The organism is Streptomyces sp. NPDC088794, from assembly GCF_044750545.1.
Lineage (GTDB): Bacteria > Actinomycetota > Actinomycetes > Streptomycetales > Streptomycetaceae > Streptomyces.
The window spans coordinates 32,409-49,333 of sequence record NZ_JBIVKB010000018.1 but is presented as its reverse complement, the minus strand read 5'-3'; the positions used below and the strand labels follow the sequence as shown (position 1 = coordinate 49,333).

Below are 16,925 nucleotides of genomic sequence, written 5' to 3'. Positions count from 1 at the left end.
GTGCTTTCAGGGTCAGCTGACAGAAGGCATAGTGCAAGCCATTGGCTGACATGGACAGACTCATGACGTGTGGGAGCCAGAAATGCGGACAGCCCGACTGCGGAGTGTGCATCCCGTCCTGTGGGCCGGCTGGGCCGCGCTCGCCGCGGGCGCGGTGCTGTGCGTGATCGGCTGGTACGGCATCTCCGGCGAGCGCTACGCCGAGCGGCAGCTGCCCTATCTCGCGTCCTGCACGATTCCCGGCGCGGCCCTGCTCGTGGCCGCGGCGGTGCTGCTCACCCACGGCCGCACGACGGCCGCCGCCGCGCGCGTGGACGAGCTCCACGGCCTCCTGGTCGCCGCCGGTCCCGCCGACGCCGACGAGTCCGGGCCGGTGGTCACGGCGCCGCTCGCAGTCAGCGGGGATCTGCTGATGGTGCCGGGCGGCACGCTCTTCCACCGCGCGGACTGTCCGCTGGTGGCCGGGAAGGCGGAGGCGGTCCCGGTGGACGCCAAGCTCCTGGCGAGCGGCGAGCTGGGGCCCTGCCCCATCTGCGAGCCCGCCGAAGAGACCGACTGATGTCGTCACTGACGTACGACCTCACGCTGGCCGGACTCTCGGTCGGCAGCGCCGCCGCGCTCACCGGGATCGGCCTGATCGTGACGTACCGCGCGACCGGGGTGCTCAACTTCGCGCACGGGGCGATCGCCATGGTGTGCGCGTACGTGCTGCGGCAGTGCGTGGTCGAGTGGGGCTGGCCGCTGTGGTGGGGCGCGACGGTGACGCTGGTGGTGCTGGCGCCGGCGCTCGGGGTGGTGCTGGAACGGTTCGTCTTCCGCCCGCTGGCGATCCTGGGCGGCGACCCCGCGCAGACGCTGGTCGCCTCGATCGGGGTCTTCGTGCTGCTGGTCGGCGGGGCGGCGCTGGTGTGGGGCCAGGGTGCGCGGGACGACGCTCCGGAGCTGGTCTCGGCGGACCCGTGGGGGCAGTTGGCCGTCGTCGTGGTGCTGGCCGCCGGAGTCGGTACGGTCATCCGCTGGACGCGCTTCGGGCGGGAGCTGCGGGCCGTGGTGGACGACCGGCGGCTCGCGGTGCTCGGCGGGATCGACGCGGACCGGGTGGCCGCGGCGGGCTGGGCGTTCGGGGCGTTCACGGCGGGCCTGACGGGCGTCCTGCTGGCGCCGTACGTCCGCCTCGACCCGTACGGACTGCCGCTGCTCGTCATGGAGGTCGTGGCGGTGGCGGTGGCCGCGCGGATGCGGAGCCTGGCGGTCGCCGTCGTGGTGGCCCTCGGAATCGGCGTGGCGCAGAGCCAGTTGACGCGGCTGCATCCCTCCGGCTGGAGCGAGCAGCTGCTCCAGGCGGTCGGCGCGAACCTCTTCGTCGTCGCCCTGCTGGTGGCAGCCCTGGTGCTGCCCCGCATCGGCACCCGCGACGCCCTCCCCCGCACGGCCACCGCGCGCGTGTCCACCCCGCCGGGCGCGTGGATCGTGGCGGCGGTGCTCTTCCTCCTCCCGCTCGGCTTCGCGGGCTCGGATCTGCATACGTCCGTCCAGGTGCCGGCGCTGGGCGTGGTGCTGCTCTCCCTGGTGGTCGTCACCGGCCGCGGCGGCCAACTCTCCCTGGGGCAGGCGGCGTACGCGGGCCTGGGCGCCCTGTTCACGGCCCTGCTGGCGGCCGGCCGCTTCCCCGGCCTGCCCCGTCTGCCCGAACTGGCCGCGCTCGCGCTGGCGGTCGTCCTGGTCGCCCCGTTGGGCCTGCTGACCGGCTGGCCCGCGATCAGCCGCCAGGGCCTCGCGCTGGCGCTCGCGACGTTCGCGGTGGGCGTCGGCGTGAGCCGGTTCGTGTTCGCGCAGCCGTACGCCACGTCCGGACTCTCCCTGGACCGCCCGGCGGGCTTCGACGGGGACCGCGCGTACTACGTCCTGGAGTTGGCCCTGCTGGCGGCCGCCCTGCTGGCCACGCGCGCGTTGCGCAGGGGCCGTACCGGCCGGGCCCTCGCGGCCATGCGGGACCACGAGTCGGGCGCGTCGGCGGCGGGCGTAAGCGTCCCGTCCCTCAAACTCCTCGCGTTCGTCTCCGGCGCCGCCCTGGCCGCGCTCGGCGGCGGCATGCTCGGCATGGGCCTGCGCGCCTTCGACCCCGGCGCCTACGACCCCGTACGCGGCCTCCTCTGGTTCGCCGCGGTCGTGGTCCTGGGCGCGGACAGCACCCTGGGCGCCCTGGCCGCCGCGGCTCTCCTGGTCGGCCTGGACGCGGGCGCCCGGGGTGGCGTGGCGGCGGCCCTGATCGGCGTACTGGCGGTCCTGGTCGGCCGCTTCCCGGGGGGACCCTACGAGGCCCTGCGGACGGCTGCGGGGCGCCTGCGGCCGCGGCGGGAGGCGACGCTGACCGCGATGGGAGTGCGGGTACGGGCGAGGGTGCGGTCGGTGGGGCCGCAGGCGGACGACTCGCGCACCCCGGCCCCCGGCACCGCCGCCTCGGCCACGCTCACGACCCCCGACTCCCGGATCGTGCCCACCCTGCCCACCGCGTCCATCTCGACTCCCGCCGTCTCCACGCGCTCCCCCGTCCTCTCCGCCCCCACCCTCTCCGCCCGCGCCCTGCACGCCCGTTACGGCGGCTTCACCGCGCTCGACGGTGTCGATCTCGATGTGCGGCCCGGTCAGGTCACCGCGGTGGTCGGGCCCAACGGGGCCGGGAAGAGCACCCTGTTCCACTGTCTGGCCGGGACTGTGCGGCCCACGCGCGGGGAGGTGCGTTTCGGGGGGCTGGACATCACGCGGCTCGCGGCGCACGCCCGGACCCGGCTCGGTATCGCCCGGACGTTCCAACAGCTCGCCGTCTTCCCGTCGTTGACCGTCGCCGAGAACGTCCGCGTGGGCGCCGAGCAGGGTCGCCTCGCCGATCCGGACGCCGTGGAGCGGGCCCTGCGCCTGTTCGGGCTCGACGGGCCGGTACGGGCCCTTCCCGCCGCCGGACTGCCCACCGGCACCCTGCGCCGCGTCGAACTGGCCCGGGCCCTCGCCGGCAGCCCGCGCGTGCTGTTGCTCGACGAGCCCGCGGCCGGCCTCGACGACGCCGAAGTCGCCGCCATGGCCCGGGTGCTGAAGGCACTGGCCGCCGACGGCACCGCCCTCCTCGTGGTCGAGCACGACCTCGATCTCGTCGCCGACCTGGCCGACGTCGTCCACGTGATGGCGGCAGGCCGCATCGTCGCCTCGGGCCCCGCCGACCACGTCCTGGAGACACTTGGCACGCCCGGCATCCGTGAGGCCGGCGTATGACCGGCTCCCGCGCAGCCGCCACCGCCGTCTCGCTGCGCCACGCACGCGTGCGCTACGGCCCCCTGGAGGCCCTGCACGGCATCACCCTCGCCGCGCCCGGCCCCGGACTCACCGTCCTGCTGGGCCGCAACGGCTCCGGCCGTACGACCGTGCTGCGCGCGCTGGCCGGGACCGTGCCGTTGTCCGGCGGGGCGGTGGTGTGGGACGGCGTCGACGTGACACGGCTGCCGGCGTTCGAGCGGGCCCGCCGCGGGCTGTGCCTGGTCCCGGAGCGGCAGGCCGTGTTCGGCTCGCTCACCGTGCGCGAGAACCTGGAGCTGACCGCGAGCGACCACGCCCCCGCCCTCGACGCCTATCCGCAGCTGCGCCCCCTGCTCCGGCGCCGTGCCGGCACGCTCTCGGGCGGTGAGCAGCGCATGCTCGCCCTCTCCCGCGCCCTGCTGGCACGCGCACGCGTGGTGCTCGTCGACGAACCCGCGCAGGGCATGTCACCGACGGTCGCGGCCCGCACGTACGACCTGCTGGCCGCGCTGGACGCGTGCGTGGTCGTCGCCGAACAGCGGCTGCCGCCCGGGCTCCAGGACCGCGCGACCGTCTTCGTGCACGAACTGCGGCGCGGCACGGTCGTGTTCAGCGGCGAGGCGGGCGAACTGGAGCGACGGGCGAGGGGTCCTGCCCGGTCGGCCGACCGGGCAGGACCCCCTGATACCTGATACCTGACACCTGACACCTGATACGAGACGCGCGATCTGAGACCGGGTCGGATCGTTCAGAACGTGAGGCGCTGGCCGGGCACGATCAGATCGGGATCGGCCCCGATGACGGCCTTGTTGGTCGCGTACAGCCGCTGCCAGGTGGTGCCGTGCCGGGCGGCGATCTTGCTCAGCGTGTCGCCCTGGCGGACGGTGTAGTCACCGCGCGAGGTGCCGCGGGCCGGGTGGCTCGACGAACGGGCCGGCTTCTTCGACGGCTTCGCCGCGGTGGACTCGGTGGTGGAGCCGGAGGTGGACCTGGGTGTCGACTTCGGCGTCGACTTGGTGGCCGGTGAACCCGCGGCGGGTGCGCCGCCGTACGCTCCGGCCCGGGTCGAGCAGGTCGGCCAGGCGCCCCAGCCCTGGGCGCGCTGGACCTTGGTGGCGACGGCGATCTGCTGCTCCCTGGAGGCCTTGTCGGCGGTCGGCGCGTACGCCGTGCCGCCGTACGCGCGCCAGGTGCCGGCGGAGAACTGGAGCCCGCCGAAGTAGCCGTTGCCGGTGTTGATGTGCCAGTTGCCGCCGCTCTCGCACTGGGCGATGCGGTCCCACACTCCCCCGTCCGCCGCCACGGCGTTGCCGGTCGCTGCGAGCAGTCCGAGCGGGGCGAGCAGAGCCGCCCCGGCGAGGACCGCCGTCGTGCGCTTGCGGGTCGGACGGTTGGTATCAACACATTCGGACATGTGAATCCCTCTCCACAAACCCGAGGTCCCCCAAGGCGGGACGCGTGCCGTGCACTGGGGCGCGGTTGGCGCGTTCCACCCCGTCCGCCTCGGGGCTGGTGCTGGATTCTGCTGGCTTGGTGCGGTCGGCGGACGTACCCGAGCGGTGCTCTGTGCACACGGCCGAGGAATCTAGGGAGCCGGGCCGGTTGGTATCAACCAACTCCTTGTCATTCCAGGCCAGTTCGCCGTTACCGCGGGTATCGGCTATTTTCGGACACCCACTTCATTCGCCGATTTCATGATTTGTCGACCAGTGACCCGGACGTCCTGTGACTCAGTTCACCCAACCAACTTCCTTTGATTTCCAAGGAATTGACGATGAGTGCCCGATTCCGCACGTGCGGTGACCCTCCGCGCTGGATGGGTCGATTCCGTTCGCCCTGGGGCGTGACTCCCGCCACAGATCCTCCGTTGTCTTCTTCATGAGCCCGGGACCCACCGGGCACCACATCCTGAGGGAGCCACCCGTGCCGCGCATGCTCGACGTCAGCGACGAGGTACGCGCCGAGATCGGCGACGAAGAAGCCGACCGGCTGCTCGCCGGAGAGAACGCCCCCGGCAGCTACGACTGCACGTCCTGCCGCACCCCGGGCGACTCCGAACAGGAGCGCACCAGCACCGTCCTGTTCCTCGGCGACGAGACCGCCGTCCTCGCCTTCGCCCACTCCACCTGTCTGCCCTCGCAGGTCGTCCAGGTCACCGAGGAGCAGCTCCGCGGCGCCGTGAAGTCCATCTCCGGGGACACGGTGGACCTGGAGCCGGAGAAGATCGTGCCCGAGCAGGCCGTGCTCGGCATCACCAGCGGACTCGTCCTGATCGCCGGGGAGTTGCACCCCGCCCTGGTCGTCGAGCCGACCGCGCCCATCGCGCGCCCCGGCACGACCGGTTCCGGCGACGACTTCCTGCCGCTCCTCATCGAGCAGGGCTTCATGCCGCTCACGGAGCTGACCGAGGTGCCGCCGGTGCTGCACGGCTGGTCGGTGCTGCTCGCCGTGGGCCAGCTGCACGCGGTGCTCCAGCCCAACGCCAACGGCGGGCAGCCGGTCGCCTGGTGGCAGGCGCACCAGCCGCTTCAGGTGACGGAGAGCTGGCGGGCCGCCGCGAACAAGCACCAGCAGGTACTGATGTTCGCCGCGCCGGTCGGCTCGATCGGCCGCCAGCCCCGGGAGGACCTGCTGCGGGACGCGATCGACAAGGCCGCGGCGAACGGCAAGTTGGTCGCGGTGGCCATGCCGCTCGCGGGAACGTGAGGTCCCGCCCCTAAAAGGCCGACCGCGCAACCGCATCCCTGACCAGTCGGTGTCGTTTGGACATACGTGTACGCATACGACGTTCCACGCCGCCAGTCCTATCAGCCGATCCCGTCCGCGCGGTCGGCCCAGGACTACCTGAGCGGCCCATCGGCCACGCCGATCTACGACGCGCTCTATGCCGAGTACGTCAAGTCCTTCCGCACGCTGCCGGGCGACCGCAGCGGCGAGGAGGAGCTGGGCTTCACCGCCTTCGGGAACATCCCGCACAGTACGGGTGCGTACGGCGGCACGGGTACGTACGGCGGGCACCGGCCGGGGTCGTTCAGCAGCTCCTACAGCGCCTACAGCGCGGGGGCCTACAGCGCCCGGCAGCAGTCGCAGTGGCAGCGCGTGGGGCAGATCGGGCAGCAGGGCACGCGGATGCACCACGTGCCCGCGGCGCTGCCACCGGGTCACTGAGTTCGGCGGCAACGGAAAGGGCGACCCCGATCGGGGTCGCCCTTTCCGTTGCCGTGAGCCTGCCCGGCCGTGGGGCTACTTCTTCTTGCCGCGCTTCTCGCGCACCCGCACCGAGATGTGGATCGGCGTGCCGTCGAAGCCGAACTCCTCACGCAGACGGCGCTCGATGAAGCGCCGGTAGCCCGCCTCGATGAAGCCCGAGGCGAAGAACACGAACCGCGGGGGCTTGGTGCCGGCCTGGGTGCCGAAGAGGATGCGGGGCTGCTTGCCGCCGCGGACCGGGTGCGGGTGAGCGGCGACCAGCTCACCGAGGAAGGCGTTCAGCCGGCCCGTCGGGACGCGGGTCTCCCAGCCGGCCAGCGCGGCCTCGATGCCCGGGACCAGCTTCTCCATGTGCCGGCCGGTGCGCGCCGAGACGTTCACCCGGGGCGCCCAGGCGACCTGGCCGAGCTCGGTCTCGATCTCGCGCTCCAGGTAGTAGCGCCGCTCCTCGTCGAGGGTGTCCCACTTGTTGAAGGCGAGGACGATCGCGCGCCCCGAGTCCACGGCCATGGTGACGATGCGCTGGTCCTGGATCGAGATGGACTCGGAGGCGTCGATCAGGATGACCGCGACCTCGGCCTTCTCGACGGCGGCCGCGGTGCGCAGCGAGGCGTAGTAGTCGGCGCCCTGCTGGAGGTGGACGCGCTTGCGGATGCCCGCGGTGTCCACGAACTTCCAGGTGATACCGCCGAGTTCGATCAGCTCGTCGACCGGGTCGCGGGTGGTGCCCGCGATCTCGTTGACGACGACGCGCTCCTCGCCCGCCACCTTGTTCAGCAGCGAGGACTTGCCGACGTTCGGGCGGCCGATCAGGGCGATCCGGCGGGGACCGCCGACGGCGACGCCGAAGGTCTGCTCGGGCGCCTCCGGCAGCGCCTCCAGGACGGCGTCCAGCATGTCGCCGGTGCCGCGCCCGTGCAGCGCGGAGACGGGGTGCGGCTCGCCGAGGCCCAGGGACCAGAGGTAGGCCGCGTCGGACTCGCCGCTGAGGCCGTCGACCTTGTTGGCGGCCAGCACGACGGGCTTGCCGGCCTTGCGCAGCAGTCGTACGACCGCCTCGTCGGTGTCGGTCGCGCCGACCTTGGCGTCGACGACGAACACGACCGCGTCGGCGGCCTCGATCGCGTACTCGGCCTGCGCGGCCACGGACGCGTCGATGCCGAGGACGTCCTGCTCCCAGCCGCCGGTGTCGACGACCTTGAAGCGGCGCCCCGACCACTCGGCCTCGTACGTCACCCGGTCACGGGTGACACCGGGCTTGTCCTCCACGACGGCCTCGCGGCGGCCGATGATGCGGTTGACGAGCGTCGACTTGCCGACGTTCGGGCGGCCGACGACGGCGAGGACCGGGAGCGGGCCGTGTCCGGCCGCCTCGATCGCGCCCTCGACGTCCTCCGGGTCGAAGCCCTCGACGGCGGCGAGCTCCATGAACTCCGCGTACTCGGCCTCGCCGAGGGCTCCGTGCTCGTGCTCCTCGCCCGGGCCGTCGGAGGGGATGTGGTCGTTCATGAAGTCCGTACCTCGTTCATCGTGGTGATCGGTGGACCGACCGGTTTCGCCGGTTTGATCCACTACTCAGTGTCGCCTAGCGGCCGGTCAGCCGCCTGGCGTTTTCCAGGTGCGTGGTGAGCTGCTTCTGGATGCGCTCGGTCGCCTCGTCCAGCGCCCGGCGGGTACGTCGTCCGCTGCCGTCGCCCGCCTCGAAGGGGTCGCCGAAGACGACGTCGATACGGCTGCGCAGCGGAGGCAGCCCCTTTATCAACCGTCCGGACCGCTCCGAACTTCCCAGCACCGCGATGGGCACGATCGGGGCGTCGCCGCGCACCGCGAAGTAGGCGAGCCCGGCGCGCAGGGAGGCGAAGTCGCCCTCGCCCCGGCTGCCCTCCGGGAAGATGCCGAGCACCCCGCCGGCCGCCAGGACGTCCAGCGCCCGGGTGATCGCGGTGCGGTCGGCGGTCGTACGGTCCACCTTGAGCTGCCCGATGCCCGTCAGGAACGGGTCGAGCGGGCCGATGAACGCCTCCTGCTTGATCAGGAAGTGCGTCGGCCGGGGTGCCACGCCCATGACCATCGGGCCGTCGATGTTGTGCGAGTGGTTGACGGCGAAGATCACCGGGCCGGTCGCGGGCACCTTCCAGGCGCCGAGCACGCGCGGCTTGAACAGCCCGTACATCAGGCCGACGCCGATGCGCCGGCCGACCTCGGCTCCCCACTCGGAGGCGGCTGCGGGCCTGGTCACTTCCCGGCCCGCTTCTCCTCGACGAGGGTGACGACACACTCGATGACCTGCGCCAGCGTGAGCTCGGTGGTGTCCACCTCGACCGCGTCGTCCGCCTTGGCGAGCGGCGAGGTCTTCCGGCTGGAGTCCGCCGCGTCCCGCTTGATCAGGGCCTCACGGGTGGCGTTGACGTCGGCGCCCTTGAGCTCGCCGCTGCGCCGGGCGGCGCGCGCCTCCGGGGAGGCGGTGAGGAAGACCTTCACGTCGGCGTCGGGCAGCACGGTCGTCCCGATGTCCCGGCCCTCGACGACGATGCCCCGCTCCGCGCCCGCCGCCACGGCCCGCTGCAGCTCGGTGATCCTGGCCCGCACCTCGGGCACCGCGCTGACCGCGCTGACCTTGGAGGAGACCTCCTGGGTGCGGATCGGCCCGGCCACGTCGACGCCGTCGACCGTGATCGTCGGCTCCGCCGGGTCGGTGCCCGAGACGATCTCGGGCTTGCCGGTCACGGCGGCGATAGCCGACGGGTCGTCGATGTCGATCCCGTTGGTCACCATCCACCAGGTGATCGCCCGGTACTGGGCGCCGGTGTCCAGGTAGCTCAGGCCGAGCTGCGCGGCGACGGCCTTCGACGTGCTCGACTTGCCCGTGCCGGCGGGGCCGTCGATGGCGACAATCACGGCCTGGGCGGTCGGGGCGGCGCCGTTTTCCACAGGGGGACACCTTCCTGGTGCGGTGCGGTGAGTGGTGTGCGGAGCACGAAAGTGCCCCGCACAAGGTTACTGGCTTCCCGGGTCCCCTCTTACAGGCGGCCGATCGGCCTCTCAGGGGCGAACGATCGGCGCGGTCCCTGCCGGGTCATGGGGCACCAACCGGTCCGGGGTCACTGCCCGGTCCGGGGGGGTCACTGCCGGATCGCCCAGCCCCGCTCCCGCAGCGACGCGGTGAGGACCGGCGCCGCCTGCGGCTCCACCATCAGCTGCACCAGACCCGCCTGCTGCCCGGTCGCGTGCTCGATGCGTACGTCCTCGATGTTGACCCCGGCCCGTCCGGCGTCCGCGAAGATGCGGGCGAGCTGACCTGGCTGGTCGTCGATGAGGACGGCCACGACCTCGTAGGACCGCGGCGCCGTACCGTGCTTGCCGGGGACCCGGACCTGACCCGCGTTGCCGCGCCGCAGGACGTCCTGGATGCCGGAGGTGCCCTCGACGCGCTTGGCCTCGTCGGCGGACTGCAGGGCGCGCAGGGCCTGCACCGTCTCCTCCAGGTCGCCGGCCACGTCGGTGAGCAGGTCGGCGACAGGCCCGGGGTTCGCGGAGAGGATGTCGATCCACATCGCGGGGTCGGAGGCGGCGATCCGCGTCACGTCCCGGATGCCCTGCCCGCACAGCCGTACGGCCGCCTCCTCGGCGTTCTCCAGCCGCGCGGCGACCATGCTGGACACCAGGTGGGGCATGTGGGAGACGAGCGCGACGGCGCGGTCGTGGGCGTCGGCGTCCATGACGACCGGTACGGCACGGCAGTGCGAGACCAGTTCCAGCGCGAGGTTCAGCACCTCGGTGTCGGTGTCCCGGGTCGGGGTCAGCACCCAGGGGCGGCCCTCGAAGAGATCGCCGGTCGCGGCCAGCGGGCCCGACTTCTCCCGGCCGGACATGGGGTGCGTGCCGATGTACGCCGAGAGGTCCAGGCCCAGCGCCTCCAGCTCGCGGCGCGGGCCGCCCTTGACGCTGGCGACGTCGATGTAACCGCGGGCCACGCCCCGGCGCATGGCGTCGGCCAGCACGGTGGCGACATGGGCCGGCGGGGCGGCGACGATCGCGAGGTCGACGGGACGCTCAGGTGCCTGGTCGGTGCCGGCGCCCAGCGCGGCGGCCGTGCGGGCCTGCTCGGGGTCGTGGTCGGCGAGGTGGACGACGACACCCCGCTGGGACAGGGCGAGCGCGGCGGACGTACCGATGAGGCCGGTGCCGATGACGAGTGCGGTTCTCACTGGGCGATGTCCTTGCGCAGGGCGGCCGCGGCGCCGAGGTAGACGTGCGCGATGTCGGCACGGGCCCGGTCGGACTCGATGTGCGCCAGGATCCGGACCACGCGGGGCATGGCGCCCTGGATGTTGAGTTCCTGGGCGCAGATCAGCGGTACGTCGGTGATGCCGAGCTTGCGGGCGGCGGCGGCCGGGAAGTCGCTGTGCAGGTCGGGCGTGGCCGTGAACCAGATGCTTATCAGGTCCTCGGCGCTCAGGCCGTTGCGCTCCAGGACGGCGGTGAGCAGGGCGCCGACCTGCTCGTCCATGTGCCCGGCCTCGTCCCGCTCCAGTTGGACGGCGCCCCGGACCGCTCGTACCGCCACGGCTCAGCTCCTTGCTAACGGCTCGACTCTTCCCTCGTCCAGCGTAGTCAGCCCCACCGACACCGGTGCGCGGCGCCCGCCCGCTGAGACGGGCTCGGGGCCCGCACGCCGAGACGGGCGCCGTGCGCTCACCGCGTCACAGCCGCTGCTGCTTCACCAGGTCCTCCAGGGAGGCGGGCACCTGCCCGTTCGGGGTCAGCTTGTCGACGGCCGTCGGCAGTACCTGGGCCAGCTGGTCGGCGGCCTGGTCCCGGGTGACGCCGGACTGGCGGGCGACCTGGTCGAGGGTCTCGCCGGGCAGGGCCTGCTGGATCTGGGCGCCGGTCACGGACTCGTTGGTGCCGGTGCCGACCCAGGAGTCCTTCTGCTGGGCGAGCCCGGACTTCGTGAGCATGTCCAGGAGCCCGCCCAGCGGATTGGAGCCGCTGCCGCCGCCCTGGGCGCCGCCGAGGGCCGACAGGAGCGCCCCGAGGATGCCCGCGCCGGAGCCGGCGGAGCCGCCGCTGCCCTGGCCGCCGCCGAGGAGACCGCCCAGCAGACCGCCGAGATCGTTACCCGCCATGATCACGCCTTTCGCGAGGGGCCGGGCGCTGTTCGGGACCGGCCTCGAACTCTGCTCAATGTCACCGAATTGACCCAATTCCGCTACTTGGCGAGAGACGCCCCCGTGCGCCTCTTTACGCCGGGGCCGCCGGTCCGCTCTGATGGCAGGAAACTCGCCTCGGGGGAGGGCTTCGATGAAACGTCCAGGACCGCTGCTGACCATGCTCGCGGGACTCCTGCTCGCTGTGTTCATGCTGTCGCTCAACGCGACGACGGGGACGAAGAACGTCTCGTCCACGAAGAAGGAGACGCCCGCAGCCTCGGCGTCGCCGTCGTCGTCGCCCAGCAAGCCCGCGCAGTCGCCGAGCCCCTCGCCGACCCGGACCCGGGTGCCCGTGCCGAACGCCGACTACGCCGGCCGTACCGACGACGACTCGTCCGCCGTCGCCGTGGCGGTGCACGACGGCAAGGCGGTCGCGTACTTCTGCGACGGCCGCACCAAGGAGTCGTGGCTGAAGGGCGACGTCAAGGACGACGGGAGCATGCGGCTGACCGGGAAGAACGGCGACGCGCTGACCGGCACGCTCAAGGAGGGCAAGCGGATCCGCGGCACGGTCGACGTCGGCGGCGGGCACTACGCCTTCACCGCGGACAAGGCCAAGAAGCCGGGCGGTCTGTACCGGGCGACCGCCACGGTGCGCGGCGCCAAGGTCGACGGCGGCTGGATCGTCCTGCCGGGCGGCCGCCAGGTCGGCATCGTCACGCGCGACGAGGACCCCTCGGCCGCGCCCGCCATCGACCCGGAGACGGGTGCGGTGACGGTCGACGGACAGCAGCTCACGGCACTCCCCGTCATCCCCTGACACTCCGTCCGCGACACCATCGTCCGCCCAGGGAGCCGACCATGACCGTCGACCCGAACGCCGCCACGCAGTTTTTCCAGCCGGAACCGCCCCGCCGTGCCTCCGGCGCCGCCCGCTATCTGATCCCCGCCCTGGTCGCCGCCGCCGTGGCGGTCGGCCTCGGGGCGTACGGCAAGGTCCACGACCCGGCCGGGACCGCCTTCAACCTCGCCGGGTTCAGCAGCACCGCCGCGGTGAAGTCGTGGCTCGCGACGACCGCGTTCTTCTTCGCGCTCGTCCAGCTGGTCTCCGCGTTCATGGTGTACGGCAAGCTGCCGGGCCCGAGCTGGTCGGCCACCCTGCACCGCTGGTCGGGCCGGATCGCGTTCCTCGTGGCGGTCCCGGTCGCCGTGCACTGCCTGTACGCGCTCGGCTATCAGACGTACGAACCGCGTGTTCTGTGGCACTCCGTCCTGGGTTGCTTCTTCTTCGGTGCGTTCAGTGCCAAGATGCTGCTGCTTCGCTCGGAGCGGCTGCCCGGCTGGCTGCTGCCGCTCGTCGGCGGGCTGGTCTTCACCGCGCTGACCGTCCTCTGGCTGACGTCCGCCCTCTGGTTCTTCCGCACTTTCGGAGTGACGACATGACCCACCGCTCGACGCGCCGCACGGTCCTCCTCGCGACGGGCGCCTCGGCGCTCGCCGTGGGGTGCAGCAAGTACGGCGACGAAGGTGACTCCGGCTCCTCCGACGTGAAGGCCTCCAGCGGTCAGGAGCTGGCGAAGACGACCGACATCCCGGTCGGCGGCGGCAAGATCTTCAAGGACGAGAAGGTCGTGGTCACCCAGCCCACGAAGGACGAGTTCAAGGCCTTCTCGGCGATCTGCACGCACCAGGGCTGCACGGTGACCAAGGTCGCCGACGGGACCATCGACTGCCCTTGCCACGGCAGCAAGTTCAAGATCGCGGACGGTTCGGTGGCAGGGGGTCCGGCGCCGTCGCCGCTGCCCGCGGAGCAGATCAAGGTGGAGGGAAATTCGATCACCCTGGCGTGACGGTCCCCGTACTGTCCCGTCCATGACCAGCACGTCACCCGACCTGCCACCCGGCCTGTCACCCGCCCCCGCCCCGTCCCCCGAGGCCCTGGTCCGCGACCACACCGTCTACGCGTGCGTGATGGGGTCGCGGGCCTTCGGTCTGGCGACGGAGGGCAGCGACACCGACCGCCGGGGCGTCTTCCTCGCCCCCACCCCCCAGTTCTGGCGCTTCGAGAAGCCGCCGACCCATGTCGAGGGCCCGGCGCCCGAGCAGTTCAGCTGGGAGCTGGAGCGCTTCTGCGAGCTGGCCCTGCGCGCGAATCCGAACATCCTGGAGTGCCTGCACTCCCCGCTCGTCGAGTACGTCGACGACACGGGCCGTGAACTCCTCGCCCTGCGCGAGGCGTTCCTCTCCCGCCAGGTCCACGGGACGTTCACGCGCTACGCGCTCGGCCAGCGCAAGAAGCTGGAGGGCGACGTCCGTACGCACGGCGCCCCGCGCTGGAAGCACGCGATGCACCTTCTGCGCCTCCTGGTGAGCGCCCGCGACCTGCTGCGCACGGGCGCCCTCACGCTCGACGTGGGCGACGGACGCGAGCCGTTGCTCGCGGTCAAGCGCGGTGAGGTCTCCTGGCCCGAGGTCGAGGCGCGGATGAACCACCTGGCGGCCGAGGCCGACGAGGCCCTGCGCGGCAGCCCGCTCCCCGAGGAGCCGGACCGGGCCCGCGTCGAGGCCTTCCTGATCCGTGTGCGCCGCGCCTCAGCCCGCCAGCCGGACCCGTACGACGAAGTCGTGCAGGGCGTCGTGGGCGACGGGCGCGTCGGGTAGCGCGGACGCCTCCTGGGCCTGGTCGAGCACGCCGTGCAGCCGCTCCACGTCGGCCCGCACGCGCGCGTGGTCGACGTCGGCGTCCCCGTGCTCCCGCTCCGCCTTCGTCGCGATCAGCTCCGGCAGATAGGCGGGCGCGTCCACCTCGCCGAGCAGCGTGGGCAGATGGGCCTGCACCTCGCCGCTGCGCATGAGGTGCACGCCGGTCAGCAGGGCGCGGAAGGTGTAGAGCAGCGGCTTGAGTTCGCCGGTCTTCTCGAACAGCCGCCACTGGGTCACCGCGAACCCCCGGTAGTGGTGGGCGTGATGGCCGGTGAGGACATCGGGGGCGAGCGCGACCAGTTCGCGGTGCGCGTCGGTGGTGTGCACGACGAGGGGCGAGAGCAGCTGCTCCAGCACATAGCCGTTGCGCCGCAGCATCAGCCGTACGAACTTGCGCAGGTCGTGGGTGACCAGGTCCATCTCGACTCCGTCCCGGTCCCACATTCGGGAGCGGGTCTCCTCGGGCTCGCGCAGGCCCACCAGTGCGGCGGTGGGCAGCAGGTGGACGCCTCGCAGGTCCACGTCGGAGTCGCGGGACGGGAAGCCGTAGAGATGGGCGCCGGAGACGGTCGCGAACAGCACGGGGTCGGGCTGTTCGGCGACCACCGGTCCGAGGTCGATGTCCAGGGTGTCGATCATGTCTCAAGAATCACAGAAGGCCGGATCAGGAGTCCCAGAAGGGCGGGTCAGGAGTCCCAGAGGGCCCCGAGGGTCATCAGGTCGCTCTGGTACTCGATGCGGTCGGCCCACTCGGTCGGCCAGGCCTCGCTGCCGCGGTGCGCGCCCGCGAAGGCTCCGGCCAGGCAGGCGATCGAGTCGGAGTCGCCGGAGCTGTAGGCGGCCCGCCGGATGGCCGTGACCGGCTCGTCGGGGAAGCCGAGGAAGCACAACAGGCCGGTCGCCAGGGCCTCTTCGGCGATCCAGCCCGCCCCGGTGGCCAGACACGGGTCGGCCTCCGGATCGAAGGTGCGCACGGCGTCCTCGAGCCGGTCCAGGATCGCCAGGCACTCGCGCCAGCCGCGGGCGATGAACTCCTCGGGCCCGGCATCCTGGCTGCGCGTCCACAGGTCGCCGAGCCAGGACTGGTGGTAGTGGCCGCGGTTCTCCTCGGCGTACGACCGCAGTTGCTCCAGGAGTGCGGCCGGCTCGGTGCCCTGCGCGAGCAGGTGCACGGCACGGCCGGTGAGGTCGGAGGCGGCGAGCGCCGTGGGGTGGCCGTGGGTGAGGGCGGCCTGCAACTGGGCGGCGCCCGCGCGCTGTTCGTCGCTCAGCCCGGGGGCGAGCCCGACGGGCGCCACGCGCATGTTGGCACCGCAGCCCTTGGAGCCCAGCTGGCTGGCGTCCTGCCAGGGCAGGTCGGGGTTCTCCAGCAACTCGCAGGCCCGCAGGCAGGTGTTGCCCGGGGCGCGGTTGTTGTCCGGGGACCGGTTCCAGGCGATGAACTCCTGCCGCACGGTCACGGCCATGTCCTCGGGGCCGAGCGCCCCGCGGTCCATGGCGGTGCGCATTCCCCGGGCCACCGCCAGGGTCATCTGCGTGTCGTCGGAGACGATCGCGGGCTTGATCAGCGGCAGCTGCCGCCAGGGCCCGAACTTGGCGAGGATCGAGGGGATGTCGTTGAACTCGGTCGGGAATCCGAGGGCGTCCCCGAGGGCGAGGCCGATCAAAGCCCCTGTGGCTGCGCGTTTGTCGACGATGGTGCTGGTCATGCGGAACGTCCTTCCGGGTTCGGCCGGAGCAGAGGCGGCTGGAGGGTGGTCGCGGTGCCCGCGCGGTACAGCGCGGCCGGCTTGCCACGCCCGCCGGTCAGGCGCGCGGCGCCCGGCACCGGTTCGACGAAGCCGGGCGTGGCGAGCACCTTGCGGCGGAAGTTGGGCCGGTCGAGGGCGGTGCCCCACACCGTCTCGTAGACGTGCCGGAGCTCGCCGAGCGTGAACTCGGCCGGGCAGAAGGCGGTGGCCAGGCAGGTGAACTCCAGCTGCGTGCCGACGTGTTCGTGGGCGTCGGCCAGAATCCGGTCGTGATCGAAGGCGAGCGGCCAGGACTTGTCGTACGCCAGCCAGTCGGCCCGTGCCGCGTCGCTGCCCGCTTTCGGCTCGGGCGCGTCGGGCAGCAGCGCGGTGAAGGCGACGGACACCACCCGCATACGGGGGTCGCGGTCGGGCTCGCTGTAGGTCCGCAGCTGCTCCAGGTGCAGCCCGGTGACGTCGGCGAGCCCGGTCTCCTCGGCGAGTTCGCGCCGCGCGGCCGTCTCGGCCGACTCGCTCGGCTCCACGAAGCCGCCGGGCAGCGCCCAGTGACCGGCGTAGGGCTCCTGGCCGCGCTCGACGAGCAGGACGTGCAGGGCGCCGGAGCGGATGGTGAGGACGGCGAGGTCGACGGTGACGGCGAAAGGCTCGTGGGCGTACTTGTCGTAGCCGTGCGGCTGCTTGTGGCCCATCCACCCCGCCCCTTAATGGTCAGTACGACTATAAAGAGCGCGAGCGTTCTTCCACAAGCCCTCGGTCACCGCCCTGTGTCACAACTCCCGGGCGCCGAAGGCCTCCTGAGCCGCGGCTGCGCGAACGCCGT

At 72.4% G+C, this 16,925-nt stretch carries 19 protein-coding genes; 9 read left to right on the top strand and 10 right to left on the bottom strand.

Annotated features, from left to right (window positions below; translation table 11 throughout):
• Positions 1-82: 82 nt before the first annotated feature.
• From ACIP6U_RS39135 to ACIP6U_RS39125, 3 genes are read left to right on the top strand one after another with little or no spacing between them, the layout of a single operon-like run.
• Complete coding sequence (locus tag ACIP6U_RS39135; RefSeq protein ID WP_401727483.1) at positions 83-559, top strand: hypothetical protein; 477 nt, start codon at positions 83-85, stop codon at positions 557-559.
• Complete coding sequence (locus ACIP6U_RS39130; RefSeq protein WP_401727481.1) at positions 559-3,267, top strand: ATP-binding cassette domain-containing protein; 2,709 nt, start codon at positions 559-561, stop codon at positions 3,265-3,267. Before ACIP6U_RS39135 ends, ACIP6U_RS39130 begins: the two co-directional genes overlap by 1 nt.
• Positions 3,264-3,980, top strand: coding sequence for an ATP-binding cassette domain-containing protein (locus tag ACIP6U_RS39125; RefSeq protein WP_401727480.1), 717 nt, complete (start codon positions 3,264-3,266; stop codon positions 3,978-3,980). Before ACIP6U_RS39130 ends, ACIP6U_RS39125 begins: the two co-directional genes overlap by 4 nt.
• A gap of 56 nt (positions 3,981-4,036) precedes the next feature.
• Here ACIP6U_RS39125 and ACIP6U_RS39120 read toward each other — a convergent pair whose 3' ends face one another.
• A complete protein-coding gene (locus ACIP6U_RS39120) occupies positions 4,037-4,702 on the bottom strand; it encodes a transglycosylase family protein (protein WP_401727479.1) in 666 nt (221 codons plus the stop codon).
• A gap of 509 nt (positions 4,703-5,211) precedes the next feature.
• On the opposite strand from ACIP6U_RS39120, the gene ACIP6U_RS39115 reads away from it, so the two are divergent.
• Positions 5,212-5,994, top strand: coding sequence for a hypothetical protein (locus tag ACIP6U_RS39115; protein WP_401727478.1), 783 nt, complete (start codon positions 5,212-5,214; stop codon positions 5,992-5,994).
• Positions 5,995-6,060: 66 nt separating this feature from the next.
• Positions 6,061-6,456, top strand: a complete 396-nt coding sequence (locus ACIP6U_RS39110; protein ID WP_401727477.1) for a hypothetical protein — start codon at positions 6,061-6,063, stop codon at positions 6,454-6,456.
• Between the two features lie 75 nt (positions 6,457-6,531).
• On the opposite strand, the gene der is transcribed toward ACIP6U_RS39110, so the two are convergent.
• The 6 genes from der to ACIP6U_RS39080 form a co-directional block, all read right to left on the bottom strand.
• A complete protein-coding gene (gene der / locus ACIP6U_RS39105; RefSeq protein WP_401727476.1) occupies positions 6,532-8,007 on the bottom strand; it encodes a ribosome biogenesis GTPase Der in 1,476 nt (491 codons plus the stop codon).
• A gap of 76 nt (positions 8,008-8,083) precedes the next feature.
• Positions 8,084-8,776 carry a lysophospholipid acyltransferase family protein gene (locus ACIP6U_RS39100; protein WP_401727475.1) on the bottom strand — a complete coding sequence of 231 codons (693 nt, stop codon included), beginning with the start codon at positions 8,774-8,776 and terminating at the stop codon, positions 8,084-8,086.
• Positions 8,734-9,429: a (d)CMP kinase gene (cmk, locus tag ACIP6U_RS39095; protein ID WP_401727474.1), complete on the bottom strand. Its 696-nt coding sequence runs from the start codon at positions 9,427-9,429 to the stop codon at positions 8,734-8,736. The genes ACIP6U_RS39100 and cmk overlap by 43 nt, the downstream gene beginning before the upstream one ends.
• Positions 9,430-9,620: 191 nt before the next feature.
• Positions 9,621-10,706, bottom strand: a complete 1,086-nt coding sequence (locus ACIP6U_RS39090; RefSeq protein ID WP_401727473.1) for a prephenate dehydrogenase — start codon at positions 10,704-10,706, stop codon at positions 9,621-9,623.
• A complete protein-coding gene (gene aroH / locus ACIP6U_RS39085; protein WP_401727472.1) occupies positions 10,703-11,065 on the bottom strand; it encodes a chorismate mutase in 363 nt (120 codons plus the stop codon). The genes ACIP6U_RS39090 and aroH overlap by 4 nt, the downstream gene beginning before the upstream one ends.
• A 136-nt stretch (positions 11,066-11,201) precedes the next feature.
• Positions 11,202-11,633 carry a YidB family protein gene (locus ACIP6U_RS39080; RefSeq protein WP_401727471.1) on the bottom strand — a complete coding sequence of 144 codons (432 nt, stop codon included), beginning with the start codon at positions 11,631-11,633 and terminating at the stop codon, positions 11,202-11,204.
• Positions 11,634-11,802: 169 nt separating this feature from the next.
• Between ACIP6U_RS39080 and ACIP6U_RS39075 the strand changes: the two genes are divergently transcribed.
• Genes ACIP6U_RS39075 through ACIP6U_RS39060 form a run of 4 tightly spaced genes read left to right on the top strand, consistent with a single transcriptional unit; the run spans position 11,803 to position 14,312 of the window.
• A complete protein-coding gene (locus tag ACIP6U_RS39075; RefSeq protein ID WP_401727470.1) occupies positions 11,803-12,471 on the top strand; it encodes a hypothetical protein in 669 nt (222 codons plus the stop codon).
• A gap of 41 nt (positions 12,472-12,512) precedes the next feature.
• Complete coding sequence (locus ACIP6U_RS39070; RefSeq protein ID WP_401727469.1) at positions 12,513-13,094, top strand: DUF6529 family protein; 582 nt, start codon at positions 12,513-12,515, stop codon at positions 13,092-13,094.
• Positions 13,091-13,501 (top strand): Rieske (2Fe-2S) protein, encoded by a 411-nt coding sequence (locus ACIP6U_RS39065; RefSeq protein ID WP_401727468.1) that lies wholly within the window; start codon positions 13,091-13,093, stop codon positions 13,499-13,501. The genes ACIP6U_RS39070 and ACIP6U_RS39065 overlap by 4 nt, the downstream gene beginning before the upstream one ends.
• 22 nt (positions 13,502-13,523) lie before the next feature.
• Positions 13,524-14,312 (top strand): DNA polymerase beta superfamily protein, encoded by a 789-nt coding sequence (locus tag ACIP6U_RS39060; RefSeq protein ID WP_401727467.1) that lies wholly within the window; start codon positions 13,524-13,526, stop codon positions 14,310-14,312.
• Here ACIP6U_RS39060 and ACIP6U_RS39055 read toward each other — a convergent pair.
• From ACIP6U_RS39055 to ACIP6U_RS39045, 3 genes are read right to left on the bottom strand one after another with little or no spacing between them, the layout of a single operon-like run.
• Positions 14,244-14,993: a DNA polymerase beta superfamily protein gene (locus ACIP6U_RS39055; protein WP_401727466.1), complete on the bottom strand. Its 750-nt coding sequence runs from the start codon at positions 14,991-14,993 to the stop codon at positions 14,244-14,246. The two genes, ACIP6U_RS39060 and ACIP6U_RS39055, sit on opposite strands and share 69 nt — an antisense overlap.
• A gap of 47 nt (positions 14,994-15,040) precedes the next feature.
• On the bottom strand, positions 15,041-16,063 hold the full coding sequence (locus ACIP6U_RS39050; RefSeq protein ID WP_401727465.1) for an ADP-ribosylglycohydrolase family protein: 1,023 nt from the start codon (positions 16,061-16,063) through the stop codon (positions 15,041-15,043).
• On the bottom strand, positions 16,060-16,794 hold the full coding sequence (locus tag ACIP6U_RS39045; protein ID WP_401727464.1) for an NUDIX hydrolase: 735 nt from the start codon (positions 16,792-16,794) through the stop codon (positions 16,060-16,062). Before ACIP6U_RS39045 ends, ACIP6U_RS39050 begins: the two co-directional genes overlap by 4 nt.
• Positions 16,795-16,925: the final 131 nt, after the last annotated feature.